Below are 13,685 nucleotides of genomic sequence, written 5' to 3'. Positions count from 1 at the left end.
CCGCTGACCGCCGATTACTTGATTTAATAAAATAGGTAATCGGCGGTCGGCGGTCAGAAATTCAATACAAAAACACCTTCCTCGCCACAGTACCACCAGCAGTCGTCACCCGCACGAGCACGATGCCGGCGGCGGCGCGGGAAAGGTCTAGCGTGGACTCTTTGGATATGATCAGCATACGCCCCGAAAGGTCGAAAACAGTCACCCGCTCAACAGCCTCACTCGACCTGATATGTAGTTGGCGTGATGCATCCGCCCATACTGTTACGGAATGCTCCGGATCGGCAAATCGCACGGCTGCCACGCGGGAACGCTCGGTGGTACCGTCGAAATCCGTTTGGCGCAGGCGGTAGTAGCTAAGGCCCGCAAGCGGTTTTTCATCCCGGAATGTGTAATTCTTCACGACCGAAGTGGTTGCGTTGCCATCCACGAAGCCGATATCGTGCCAATTGAATGCGTCGGCGCTGCGTTCGATGTAGAAACCGGCATTGTTCGTCTCCGAAGTTGTGCGCCATTCGAGTTTTACGAACGAATCTTGTGCCCGGGCATTGAAGGAAACAAGTGTGACCGGCATCGGGTCGTCGTAACGTAATTTCACTGCATTATCCTCATACAGCACCTTCCAGCCTATTGCCAACCCTGTTACCGAGCTGAATGTACCCGATACAGAATTGGCACTCAGGATTGTAAACATATCCCCGATGGTTGGCGCGTAGTTTACTGTCACAGCCAGCGTACCGCCTAGCGTCGCCTGCCCCGTAACCACGATCTGGTCGTAATCGGTACCGGCAGCGCCTGCTCCGTTAAGCTCCATATCCAGAATGCTGTTTGTGAAATCCTGGCTATCGTTGAACGTGAGAATACCAGGTGAATAGCCGGGCGACAACGTGCCGCCTGCGCTGGTAAGGGCTTGTGCATTGATATTGCCGGTGCCTTTCAATACCCCGCTCCCATTGTTGCTGAAAGTTCCGCTTCCGTCACGCGTAAGCATGACGGTCACTTTCGGAGGGGCTGCTACTTTCACCGTGCCCGCATTGGCAAATGTGCCGTCCTGCGAGTATATCCCGTCGTGCGATCCTTCCAGGTTAATCTGCCCGCCGGCATTATTTGCGAAAGCCGCCTGGTTACGGATACCGTAGTCACCCGAAGCGCTCACAGCGCCGATGGTGATATTTCCTCCGTTGGTAAACGTACTCTGGAAATTCCGCAGGCCGGAGCCCGCAGACCGATCGATCCGGATATCGCCATTGGCATTGTTATTAAAAACAGCTTCATTGAAAATGCCATGACCTCCGGGCGACTGGTTCGCACCGATAGTCAGTTTAGCGTCGTTCGTGAATGTTCCATTCGAATGGTAAAGTCCGGTGTCCGTCGAGCGGTCTATACGGATTTGTCCGGCACCAGTGTTGTTAAATGTCGAGCGGTTTACCAGGCCGTATGTACCTACGCTCTCGGTACCGCCGATGGTAATCTGCGCTTCATTGGTGAAAGTCCCGTAAGGCGTTTTCAATGCAATGCCCGTGCTCCGGTCAATGTGAATATGCCCTGCGCCGGTGTTGGTGAATGCTGCCTGATTTTCCAAACCATCGGCACCTATCGCCGCATAGCCGCCAATCGTGAGGTTGCCTGCGTTGGTAAAAGTAGCTGCTGGTGCGGGTGCCTCAGCGTTGGTCTGCCACAAACCGGTTACGGTCGAACGGTCGATCCATATACCGGCATTATTCCTGAATTCGCCGGTATTCCTCAAACCATATTGGCCTACGGCGTCGCTGTTGCCGATTATTACAGCACCATCGTTCGTAAAAGTCCCCGCTATATGGTACAGTCCGACTTCCGATGTGTTGTTGATCCGGATATTCCCTATTGTCTTGTTATTGAACTCCGCGCGGCTCTCGATACCGGTCGTTCCACCGGAGACACCTTCGCCGATGACGATGCTGGAGGTATTGTTGAAGATACCCGCAGCATGGTAAAGCGACGAGCCCGTTGCTCTGCCTATCCAGAGGCCGGCCGTTCCCCCATGCTCAAATACACCCTCATTCACAAGCCCGTGTGTACCTGTACTGCCTCTCCAACCGATGACGATGCTGGCAGCATTGGTAAACGTTCCTGCGGAATTATACAAGCCGATATCGGTGGCCCGGTCTATGGTAATATATCCTCCGACATTATTATTGAAACTGGCCATATTACGAATACCTACCGTACCAACGTCCGCCGACACGCCGATGTAAAGGTCGGCGGCGTTGTTGAAGGTTGCGTGTATAGATTTGGATTCGTCGGCATTGTTGACCAATGCCCTTAATGTGGAATTGCTGATCACGATCTGGCCATCGCCATTGTTATTGATCACAGCGTCGTTCCAAATTCCGTGCAACCCTATGGGATCACGCTCGCCGATCATTAGCAGACCGGCATTCGTAAAGGTACCGGATGCGTTATAAAACGCGGTGTCGTCAGCCTTCGAAATGCCTAACCTTGCGTTTGTATTGTTATTTAAGGTCTTCTGGTTAATAATCCCAAAATCTCCGCCTTCGTTGATTGACCCTGTACTTAGGAACCCGCTATTGTCGATCTTTCCTTCATTGTTGATCGCCGCCTCAAAATTGAATGGGAACGTGTAAGCCGCCTTGCCCTGCACCCCTACGATTACCCCTGAGTTGATCGTCAGTGAGGCATCCTGCTGTATGTGGAGCGACCACATGATGGCGTTCGACGTGATCACGGGCGCATTGGCCGCGTTTGGAATGACCACATTGTCGCCACCCACTGGCGCGGTTCCGTCCATCCAGTTTGCTCCGTCGTTCCAGTTGGTCGATACGCATCCGGTCCAGGTATCGAGGACCGTCGCCGGATATTGTGGGTTAATTACCACGGGATTTGCCGGGTATGCGCCCTCGCATTCCGGGCTGGCCTTTAAACGCGCTTTCAAAATGTAACTTCCACCAGGAAGCGCGGAAAAAACGGAATCCTCGGACCATGACTGCCCATTGTCCACGCTGTATTCGAGCACGCCTTTCCCCGTAGCGTGCATGGTTATCGCTCCGGTCGCCTGGGAGCACGACGTTTGTGTCACATCAGGTGCGGTCAACACGGGCGGTACGCAGCATTCCGTGAGCGTCAGCTGCCAGGGCACAGTCCACGAGCAATCTGCCCCGTCGGCGATCTTTACGAACAGGTTATAAGTCTGTTCGCTCAGTGAAGCGTCGGGTGTAAAAGTGTTGGTCGCGCTATCATACACGCCCGCAGACGTAGTTCCCGCCTGATCGGTAAAAACACCCGCAATGGTGAAGTCGATCGGGCCTGCGCCAAATGGCTGGTTCAGTGTTCCGCAGCTGCTGACGGAGCGCGGTGTATTGACAATCTCATGATTATAAATGCCTTGAAAAGGGTTGCCTTGCGGAAAAACCAGGACAGCATAATTCATAAATTGTGCAGGGGCAAGATACGTATGCGTACCGGAGGTAGTAACCTCGAAAAAACCTCTGTTCCCGATATCAGAAGCCATATTAACCGGGGCAAAGAGGCGTATTTCAGCGCAATCATTGTTATCCAGAACCGCTGCATTGGAAATGCTGTAAGTCCCCGGAACATCGGCACCGATGATCATCCTCCCGTCATTTCTGAAACTCCCCGTCCATTCGAGACGAAATCCATTGGTGGTCGCACGGTCTATTTTGAGCGTACCGGCATTCACAAAGCCGCCCAGGTTTTCGAATCCCGAAATACCCACGCCGGCAGTGGCACCGATTGTGATCTCTCCATCGTTCTGCATCGCGCCGCGAATGCCGGCAACTGCATTGGCATTGTTCATGATAGCGCGTATCGAGGTGCGGTCGATCACCACTTTTCCAGTGCTGTGAAGATAGGTTTGTCCATCGTTCCAGAGTCCGTGGTTACCCGAACTGGCCAATCCGCCGATCGATATTTCTCCACGGTTCTCTAAGCGCCCCCCGCTATTGAAAATCCCGGCCTCGATGGAATTGTTGATCTCCAATTTTGCGCCGACCATGTTGTTGAATGTCCCCGGGTTATAAATGCCGTGGTCGCCGGAACTACCTGTGGAGCCGATCACAAGCTCACCCATATTACTAACAGTCCCCAGGTTGGCCAGCGCCGAAGTGAATGCCGAAGGCGTCGTGTAAGAGGCAAAACTGGCAATAGTGAGTTTCCCTCCTGCATTGATCGTTAGCAAAGCATTCACCTGTACCAGTACCGAGCGGGCCGTTCCCACAGTGCCCGCTCCTATCACTGGGGTATTTGCAACGAGCGGTATTCGCACATCGTCATCGGCATCCGGCACCCCGGCCGACCAGTTCGCCGGATTACCCCAGTTCGCATCCGCACCGCCATGCCAGGTTGTCTGCGCAAACGCATTTGCGGCAAGCAGGACCAGTAAAAGGTTTAATATAGTTGATTTCATTTTTGATGATTTAGATAAATGACGGCCGACGGCTGACGACCGACGGCCGATCGGCAAGAAGCATCGGCGGTCGGCAGTCGGTCGTCGTCGGTCAAAAACTCACTTCCCCGGCTGCGCTACATACCGCAGATATGGTTTCACGGTCTTCCAGCCTTCGGGGTATTTCTCTTTTGCTTCGGCATCGGATACGGCCGGGACGATAATCACCTCATCGCCGTCCTGCCAGTTTACAGGCGTTGCCACCTTGTGCTGGGCGGTGAGCTGCATGGAGTCGAGGACACGGAGGATTTCGTGGAAATTGCGTCCAGTCGTCATCGGGTATGTAAGGTTCAGCTTGATTTTCTTATCGGGACCGACGATGAACACCGAGCGCACAGTCTGGTTTGTGGCAGCGGTACGCCCTTCGGAAGTACCCGGTTCTTCGGCCGGGAGCATATCGTAGAGCTTCGCGATGGCGAGATTCGGGTCGCCGATCATCGGATAGTTCACGGCGTAGCCCTGCGTTTCCTCAATGTCCTTTTCCCATTTCAAATGGCTATCCACGGGGTCGACGCTCAGACCGATCACCTTGCAGTTACGTTGCCCGAACTCGGGTGCAAGCCTGGCCATGTACCCAAGTTCAGTCGTGCAAACGGGTGTGAAGTCTTTGGGATGTGAAAACAGAATGGCCCAGCCGTCACCGATCCAGTCATGAAACTGGATGGTACCTTGGGTAGTGTCGGCCTGGAAATCCGGAGCGATGTCATTGATTCTCAAACTCATGGTATGGAGTAATTAAAAGGTGAATGGATAATTACGATCATGTGCAGGGGTGTGGGCGAGTACTCAAAAAAGCGTGTACCGCTTTTTACAGGTTTCGCATTCGTAGCATTCGGGTTTGACCTTCCCCAGTGACACGATCCTCGCTATACGGGCGAAATGGCACTTTCGGTCGGAAACGACCAGATTCCCGCCGCAAACGGTGCAGCGGATGCTCAGCACGGTCCGTTTAATGATGATTTTGTCGAGATCAAGCAAACCCATAACGTCGCCAAAAGTGGCGTCTGGCGGGCATTTGAGCAAAAAATAGGGACGAACGCCGTTGGCGTGGGATGAATGTGGGGAGGTTTGGGAAGGGGGTCAATTATCCCCCCTAATCCCCAACGCCCTCAGCAACTCCTCCCGATACGACTTCCCGATCGGGAGCTTTTCGCCCTGAATGGACAGCTCGTTAGGGAAAATGTCGTCGATAAAATGGGCGTTGACGGCGAAACTCCGGTGAATACGTATAAAACGGGCTGGTTCGAGTTGCTCCATGAAGTCGCTGATCGTGGAGCGGATCATGACTTTCTTTTGGGACGTCAGATGCAGGAGAACGTAATTGGCTTCGCTTTCCATGTAGAGCAGTTCATCAAAAAAAACCTTCCGGAATGCGTAGCCGTCTTTTACGAAAATGTAATTCCTGGCCGCAGAGGCGGCGGGCTTGCCGGAGCCTGCCTGGTTGCCGGTAAAATTATGGAAGGCAATCTCGATTGCAGCGTAAAGCTCCTCCTTGGTAAACGGCTTTACGATATACGCGTGAGGTTTTACCTTTTTGGCGCGGTCGATGGTTTCAAAATCACTGTTGGCAGTAAGGAAAATGAATGGCAGCTTGTAAGTTTCATTGAGCTGCTCCGCTACGTCGAAGCCGTCCTTTCGCCCGGCAAGCTGGATGTCCAGTAAAAGCAGGTCCGGTTTATCGGCATCGAGCATTTCCAGCGCCTCGGTATAGCTGATCGCCGGGCCGCAATGCGTGTAGCCCAGCTCTTCGAGCGTGCCCGCGATCGTACGCGCGATCACCAGCTCGTCTTCCACAATACCTATTTTCAGTTCTGCCATCAGGGTTTAGTCTTGATTTTTACGCACTTCGCGATTGGTGAAATCGATGATAAATACGGCTCCTTTCACTGCCTGGTAATGCACGCGGCCCCCTATTTGCCTGGTAAGGTCATTTACGAGCTGCAAACCCAACGTGGTGGCCTTACGCACCTCGAAATGCTCCGGCAAGCCCGGCCCGTTATCCGAATAGACGAGCCTGAACCTTCCTTCCGAAACAACATTGACCGTAACCCCTATTTCACCTTCGGATACATCTTTGAATGCATACTTAAACGAATTTGATAACAATTCGTTCAAAATTAACCCCAGCGGGACCGCAGAGTCGATATCCAGGTGAACATCCGGCACATCAACAGCCAGTGAAACCGTCTTTTCCCTTTGAAATACACTCTGTACCTGCCGACACAGGTCCCCGGCGAAGCGTTTCAGGTCAATGTTGCTGAGGTTTTCGAACTGATACAGGTTTTGGTGGATCAGTGCGATACTGCGCACCCGGTTCCGGCCCTCCTCCAATGCTTCACGTGCCGCATCATCGGTGAGCGTCTTGCCCTGCAATTCCAGAAGGCCCGAAATCACTTGCAAGTTGTTCTTCACCCGGTGATGGATTTCCTTCATCAATACATCCTTTTCCAAAAGCAATGCTGTTTGATCTGAAATCGATTGTTTCAATTGCACAGTCCGCTCATTGACAGTCTCTTCCAGCCGCTGCTTCTCGCGCGCGAGTTGCCTGATCCTGAGCCGTACAAGCAGGTAAATCAACAACGCAACCAACAGCACGACGGTCAGTATAAAGTACCACTGAAGGTAAACCGGTTTCAAAACGCTCAGCGGGATGCTTAGTTCCTCCTTATTCCAGGCCCCTTCCCGATTTTGTGCCTTGATCCGCAGCACGAAATCGCCATAGGGCAGCCCGCTGATCCGGACCGAGTTTTCATTGATAAAAACCCAGTTCCTGTCCAACCCCTCTATCTGATACGCATATCGGTGGCCGGCATACCGGTGGCCCTCGTCTTTGATAAAATCCAGCAACTGGAAATCGAGGGTAAAGAACTTATCGTCCGGTGCCAGTACGATGCCACCATTGCGGAGTAATTCGGCTGTTTTGTTAACCAACTCATTGGCAGAGCCCACAAACTGGTTGAATGCGATAATGCGCAATGGCACGCTTAGCTGCAAAGTATCGGTTTTAAACGCTCGCGGATCAAAGCCAACTACGCCATTCAGGCCACCGAAATACAGCTTCCCATCGGCCGCTTTGAACGACGATGTGCGGTTGAACTCATTATGCGAAATGCCCTCGGTGGTGGTGTAAGTGTTAATGGCAAAATCCTTCCGATTGAAACGAATTAACCCATAATCAGAGCTGATCCATAGGTTGTTGAATGCATCCGGCTCAATGCGGTAGAGCACGTCCGACGGAAAGCCCGCCGTAATATTGAACTGCCGGGAGCGGTTCCTCTTCGGGTCCCAGTGGTAAAGCCCCTCCCCATTCGTAGCAAGCCACCATGCGCCGTCGGTATCCTGCCAGGCATCGAGCAGGCTCAGGCCGTTCAGTAACGTCGATTTTAGCCTGACCATTTGCAATGTACCCCGCGCAGGATCGCCTTTGAGCTCGTACAACCCGTTTTCGGCCACAGCCCAAACTTGACCATGTTTATCCCTCAAAAACCTATACACAAATCTGACTTCCGGCTCTCCCTCCGTGTGCAAAGGTTCGAACCGCTTAGCCGCAGCATTGAAAACCGCAAAACCGTTGATACACCCAACCAGCAGAAGGCTGTCGTTCAGCGAGTAGAGCGACCATATCTCCGAAGGCGGCGGCATGGGAATACCGATGAATTTTTTCTGTGCTTCATCGTACCGCGACAATCCAAAGCCGCCGGTGTACAGCGCGCCGCCATGCCAGGCGAGGCCGTAATTAATAAAATTGTGGCTGAACCCGTGCACGCGCTCGCCCTCCTGCATAAATGTGTGCCCCCACACGTTCGCGACCACGTTGCCGCGCCCGTCCGCGAGTATGCCGCGCGCCTGACCGTTCCGCTCCATTGCCTGCTGACTGGTCGAGAAATAGGGTTTAAAACGGTTCTTTTTGATCGTCAGCTGCATGACCCCGGATGACGTGCAGAGCCACAGGTTACCGAGCTTGTCGGGAAAAAGCTGGTATATAAACAGGTTTTCAAAACCCTTCAACTCCGATTTGCCTATAATTTTCAAAAAAGCGCGCTTGTTCCAGAGATACAGCGCATCGGTTGCCATGTAAAATGCCGTAGCCTGCCCGTCGGTAGCCGGCCGCACCTGGTACCAATACCGGCCCTTCACTTCATCCAGGCTATACTGATCCGGATTTTGAGCAGGCACAAGCTGCCCCTGGCCGGTTAGCTTATCGATTTGAAAATGGTCAACGTCGGTCGCGGTGTTGTAAGTAATCAACAACTCGCCCTGACCCGTTAGGCCGACCGGCAGCGAGCGCAGCACATCATGCTGCTTAAACGAGCTCACCTTTTTATCCTTCACCACATATTGCACCTGCTGGTTATTCAGTTTCAAATGCGCGGTTCCTCGCAGGAAGGTATTCACCGGCCCGGTGGTGCGGTAGTCGAGCAGGGAGTCCTGCCTCACCCACCCTTTCATTTCGTGCATGAGCCGGAAACCCTTTTTGGAAGAATACCGCCAGTATCGGAACGGGGACGCCGTCAGGAAGCTGATCTCGCCGGTGCCGTCGTTCGCGATCCAGTAAACATCCTTTTCCTTAAAAGGCAAATTGGGAAATGCGGCCGTGAGTGTCTTCACTCGTTGCGTAGTGGCATCCATGACATCCACCTTACCGATGGTCGTCAGCTGAAACCCGGCGCTGCCGTACTGGATAAAAAGATGGTCGGCGTCATCGACGGCCAGCTGCACCACCTTGTTCTCCTGAAGTCCGTTCCGCTGGCGGGTAAAAAGCAGGCATTTGCTTCCGTCGAAGCGGTTGAGCCCGTTGCGGGTACCGAACCACAGAAAGCCGGACGAATCCTGCACCCCGCAGAATACTTCGTGGGAAGCAAACTCGTTTTCGACCGAAAGCAATCGTTTGGTAATGGTGTATTCCAAACTGGTACGTATGGAATCGCTCTTCCCGAAAACGGTGAGCGCATTCGGGAAGAGCAACAAAAACCATATGATACGGAAACGGCACGGAGCAGGTTTCCAAACCCGACGATCTGCCAATGACAACGGCTTTGAGGTGAATGCGGCAAGATAGCCCAAATTTCACAAAAGCCTGCCAAACGTCCCGGCTGGTCTATTGATTTGCCCCGCCGTTCACCAGCAAATGCTGGCCGTTTACGAAAGAGGAAAGGTCGCTGGCGAAGAACTCGGCGATGTTGGCCACGTCTTCCACTTCGGCCAGACGGCCCATCGGGCAGCTATCGAGCAACGATTTACGCAGTTCGGGGTAGCTGCCCTCTTCGGCAAAAATACCCGAATGATCGACCGCGAACGGAATGATCGAATTCACCGTCACACCGCGATAGCCGATTTCTTTGGAGAGCACATCCACCAGGTACCGCGGGGTGGTTTTGCTGCCGCCGTACACCGCCATCCCTGCTACGGGAAATGCCGTAGTACTGGAAGCAATGTAAATGATGCGGCCATTGTTTTCGACGTTCAGCGCCGCCTGCTGCATGGTGAAATAGGCGCCTTTGGTATTGATGGAAAACAGGCGATCGAACTGCTCCTCGGTGAATTGCGTAACAGGCGTTTCCACCATTTCGATACCCGCATTGGCCACGACAATATCGATTTTACCAAATGCTTTCTTCGCTTCTTCGAACAGGCGGTGAATATCGGCTACTTTGCTGACATCGGCCTGCACGGCGATCACACGGGCACCCATGGCAGTGATATTGCTCACCACTTCCCCGGCCGAGGCTTTGTCGCGGGAGTAGTTGATCACGATATCGGCGCCGAGTGCGGCATAACGTTCTGCAATAGCTTTACCAAGGCCTCTTGCGGACCCTGTAATAACGGCTACTTTGTTTTTGAGCGAGTTCATGGTCGTTTTGTTTAGTGTTAAAGAACATGACAAAGGTGGCCGACGCGCCTCGCCCCGGGCGTACAAGGATTACAGCAAGAGTTGTAAATATCTCAGAACCGCCGGATTGGCCACAACTTTCGCCCGGTTCGCCAACTTTTTTCAGCGCATTTCTCGTTTTTGGGACTAATTTGTAGCAGAATGGCGACCTGGCTGCAAAAGAACGGAACACCCCTACTGATCGGAATTGCGCTGGCGGTTCTGCCGGTGCTGTATGTCAGCTACACCGGTGCGAGCTGGCACCCGCTCAATCCGCACGAGCACCTGGTACAAAACGGGCTGGCCTATTGCTTCCTGCTGCTCTTTTCCTATTTCAACCACACGGCATTCGTGCCGCGCTGGTTCCTCAACAAACGTTACACGAGGTACTTCACGATTACCGTCATCTGCATATTGGGCGCGGTGTATTTGCCCTATCGCATCGAGCAATGGGTATTTTTCAAGAAACCGCACGAAAACACCGTGGTGGCATGGGCCAGGCAGCTGTTCTGGGAGGAAAATATGCTCAATGCGCCGCGGCGGGGCCCGCACCGGCCTCCGTTTGACGAGCCATTTCCCGATCAGGGCGGTCCGAAGGGAGAGCCGCCTGCGATACGGCCCGATGGTCCGGGCCCCGGCCCTGAATCTGGTCCCGATTCCGGTCCTCGCGGAAGAAGCTTCTCCGTAATACTACCGGCCAAACTGGCGATATTTTTCCTGCTAGGCAGTGTCAGCTCGCTGATCTCCATTCTGATCCAGGCCACCAACAGGCTGCGGCGTGTCGAGAACGATCAGTTGCAGGCGGAGTTACAGCAGCTGAAAGCACAGATCCAGCCGCATTTTTTATTCAATACTTTAAACAGCATTTACTCGCTCGCCATCCGCAACGATGAACGGACAGCCGATACGATCGTCAAACTTTCGGATTTCCTGCGATACATCATCCGGGACGCCCACCGCGACAAGGTACCGCTCGCTGCCGAGCTGAACTACATCGCCAACTACATCGAGCTGCAAAAGGCGCGGCTGCGCGACTCCGTACAAGTAGATTACCTGCTTGAAGGCGACCCGGGCGGGTTGCTGATCGCCCCGCTGTTGTTGTCTTCATTTATCGAAAACGCATTTAAGTATGGTGTCAATCCCGAAGAGGATTCGCCGATCGGCATTCATTTGACCATCCGGGATCATACGCTGCGGCTCATTGTCACCAACAACAAAGTGCAGGTCAGCCAGTTGGAAGAATCGAATGGCATCGGGTTGCGCAATACGCGCGAGCGCCTGCGCCTCACGTATCCGGGCGCGCACGAGCTCACGATCGACGACACTGCTACCGACTACCGGGTTCACCTGTTCCTTCAACTGACATGATCAGAGCCATTGCCCTCGACGACGAACGCCCTGCGCTGGATGTGATCGAAGCATTTTGCAGTCGCATTCCTTCCATTACGCTGGTCAAATCTTTCACCCGCACGGGCGAGGCGCGGTTGTACATGGAAAATAACCCGGTAGACCTGATTTTCCTCGACATCAATATGCCGCGGGAGTCGGGGCTGGAATTTTCGAGGAGCATCAACCAGCAAAGTATGGTCATATTCACGACGGCTTACAGCGAGTTCGCGGCGGAGAGCTACGAAGTGGAAGCGGTCGATTATTTACTCAAACCATTCACATTCGAGCGGTTCGGGCAGGCGGTGCAAAGGGCACAAATACGTTTGAAATCGCTGAGTACCGAGCGCATGGAAAGCGGGGAGCCCGCGCATTTGTTCCTGCGCGTCGACTATGGGCTCGTGAAAGTGACGCTTTCGGACATCCTGTTCATTGAAGGGCTCGACAACTATCTCAAAATCCACCTTCGCGGCACCCGCGCACTGGTGGTGCGGCTAACCATGAAAGCCATGCAAGACAAGCTCCCCGCAGAGCATTTCGTTCGTGTGCACCGCTCCTACATCGTCCCGCTCGACAAAATCCGTACCGTTCGCAACAAGGTCATTCTCATCGAAGAGGAGGAAATACCCATCGGCAGCAGCTACGAGAGGGATTTCCTCGACCGGTTCATCCAATAATTCCGCCCAGGACTTCGCCCGATTCGCCACAAAGGCCCCCCATCCGCCCCCACATTCCCACGATTCGCCACAGTTTTTCCGGCGTCTGCGCTTTTGAGGCAAAATTTGGAGTATTGATGGCTGACCGCTGACGGTCACCCATCAAATCCCACAATTACTAACATTACCCACATGAAAGCACTGACAAAAGCAGGATCCAGCCTTGCGCTGCTTGCGCTTTTTACTTTGAGTTGCAGTTCTTCCGAGGAGTCCTCGGAAGTAACACCCGATACCGGCGCGACGTCGTCGGTTACCGAAGCCCTGGCGGTTACCACGAGCGCCAATACCTCCTGTTCATCTGCGAGCGGTGTCGCGAAAGTGGTATGCCTGGCGGAGGCATTTAAGACCACGCTCAGCAGCAGCCAGGTTTCCACCATGCAATTGACTTACAACCAAACCAATACCCGGAAATGGTCGAACCTCCCGGCTGGCATGTCGGCCAGGGTCGGCATTGACTTAGGCTCGCTGAATGACACCCAGCTAGCTGCGTTCCGGGATTTGATGGTGGCTGTTCTCGAGGTGGGTACCAGCAATGAAGGTTACGACGAAATGCTCGGCAACCTCGTAGCCGACGATTACCTGACTACCGTCGGTGGCGGGTCGGACTATGGTGCAGGAAACTACTACCTGTCGTTTCTGGGCACGCCCAGCACTACCGGCCTCTGGGAAATCCTGTTTACCGGGCACCATTACACGCAGCCTTACACATTTAATGCAGGCCAGCTTACCGGCGTAACTCCTGCATTCCGGGGAGTGGAACCCGCTTCCGCCATTACCGCAGGCAGCACCACCTACCAGCCATTCGAACAGGAACGCCAGTTATTCGCTACAATGCTGGGCGGATTCAGTTCGGCTGAGCAGGCTTCCGCCAAACTTTCGGCTACCTATTCCGACCTGCTGCTCGGCCCCGGCCAGGACGGCAAGTTTCCGGCCACGAAATCAGGCCTGAAAGTCGGCTCACTGACTTCCGATAAGCAAGCATTGGTATTGAATGCCATCAAACTGTACGTCAACGACCTCGATGCCACGTCCGCATCATCGATTTTGACCAAATACACCAGCGAACTGGCCGATACCTACGTAGCCTACTCGGGCACTACGGCGGTTTCCACCAAGAATGACTACGTGCGCATCGACGGCCCGAGTGTCTGGATCGAGTTCTCCTACCAGGGCGGTGTGATTATCCGCGACACGCCGCACCCGCATTCGGTATGGCGCGATCACAGCTCCGATTACGGCGGCAACTAACAGC

Annotated in this window: 9 protein-coding genes; 4 read left to right on the top strand and 5 right to left on the bottom strand. The window is 53.8% G+C overall.

The window, feature by feature from the left end:
- Nucleotides 1-61: 61 nt before the first annotated feature.
- Entirely contained in the window at nucleotides 62-4,423 is a 4,362-nt protein-coding gene (locus tag CLV60_RS02340) for a T9SS type A sorting domain-containing protein (RefSeq protein ID WP_106593756.1), read from the bottom strand.
- A 99-nt stretch (nucleotides 4,424-4,522) separates the two neighbouring features.
- Nucleotides 4,523-5,185, bottom strand: coding sequence for a peroxiredoxin (locus CLV60_RS02335; protein ID WP_106593755.1), 663 nt, complete (start codon nucleotides 5,183-5,185; stop codon nucleotides 4,523-4,525).
- 156 nt (nucleotides 5,186-5,341) lie between these two features.
- Between CLV60_RS02335 and CLV60_RS34190 the strand changes: the two genes are divergently transcribed.
- Complete coding sequence (locus tag CLV60_RS34190) at nucleotides 5,342-5,518, top strand: hypothetical protein (RefSeq protein ID WP_170118698.1); 177 nt, start codon at nucleotides 5,342-5,344, stop codon at nucleotides 5,516-5,518.
- A gap of 24 nt (nucleotides 5,519-5,542) precedes the next feature.
- On the opposite strand, the gene CLV60_RS02325 is transcribed toward CLV60_RS34190, so the two are convergent.
- The 3 genes from CLV60_RS02325 to CLV60_RS02315 form a co-directional block, all read right to left on the bottom strand.
- Complete coding sequence (locus CLV60_RS02325) at nucleotides 5,543-6,280, bottom strand: LytR/AlgR family response regulator transcription factor (protein WP_106593753.1); 738 nt, start codon at nucleotides 6,278-6,280, stop codon at nucleotides 5,543-5,545.
- A gap of 6 nt (nucleotides 6,281-6,286) precedes the next feature.
- Nucleotides 6,287-9,487 (bottom strand): histidine kinase dimerization/phosphoacceptor domain -containing protein, encoded by a 3,201-nt coding sequence (locus tag CLV60_RS02320; RefSeq protein WP_146151511.1) that lies wholly within the window; start codon nucleotides 9,485-9,487, stop codon nucleotides 6,287-6,289.
- Nucleotides 9,488-9,560: 73 nt separating this feature from the next.
- A complete protein-coding gene (locus CLV60_RS02315; protein WP_106593751.1) occupies nucleotides 9,561-10,313 on the bottom strand; it encodes an SDR family oxidoreductase in 753 nt (250 codons plus the stop codon).
- Between the two features lie 180 nt (nucleotides 10,314-10,493).
- On the opposite strand from CLV60_RS02315, the gene CLV60_RS02310 reads away from it, so the two are divergent.
- The 3 genes from CLV60_RS02310 (at nucleotide 10,494) to CLV60_RS02300 (ending at nucleotide 13,681) form a co-directional block, all read left to right on the top strand.
- Nucleotides 10,494-11,699 carry a sensor histidine kinase gene (locus tag CLV60_RS02310; RefSeq protein ID WP_106593750.1) on the top strand — a complete coding sequence of 402 codons (1,206 nt, stop codon included), beginning with the start codon at nucleotides 10,494-10,496 and terminating at the stop codon, nucleotides 11,697-11,699.
- Nucleotides 11,696-12,394 carry a LytR/AlgR family response regulator transcription factor gene (locus tag CLV60_RS02305; protein ID WP_170118697.1) on the top strand — a complete coding sequence of 233 codons (699 nt, stop codon included), beginning with the start codon at nucleotides 11,696-11,698 and terminating at the stop codon, nucleotides 12,392-12,394. Before CLV60_RS02310 ends, CLV60_RS02305 begins: the two co-directional genes overlap by 4 nt.
- Nucleotides 12,395-12,565: 171 nt before the next feature.
- Nucleotides 12,566-13,681 carry a DUF3500 domain-containing protein gene (locus CLV60_RS02300; protein ID WP_106593749.1) on the top strand — a complete coding sequence of 372 codons (1,116 nt, stop codon included), beginning with the start codon at nucleotides 12,566-12,568 and terminating at the stop codon, nucleotides 13,679-13,681.
- The last annotated feature ends 4 nt before the right edge of the window (nucleotides 13,682-13,685 follow it).

The sequence above is a fragment of the Dyadobacter jiangsuensis genome (genome assembly GCF_003014695.1).
GTDB classification, from domain to species: Bacteria; Bacteroidota; Bacteroidia; order Cytophagales; family Spirosomataceae; genus Dyadobacter; species Dyadobacter jiangsuensis.
The sequence above is the reverse complement of the archived record's forward strand: the minus strand, read 5'-3'. Positions and strand labels throughout refer to the sequence as shown.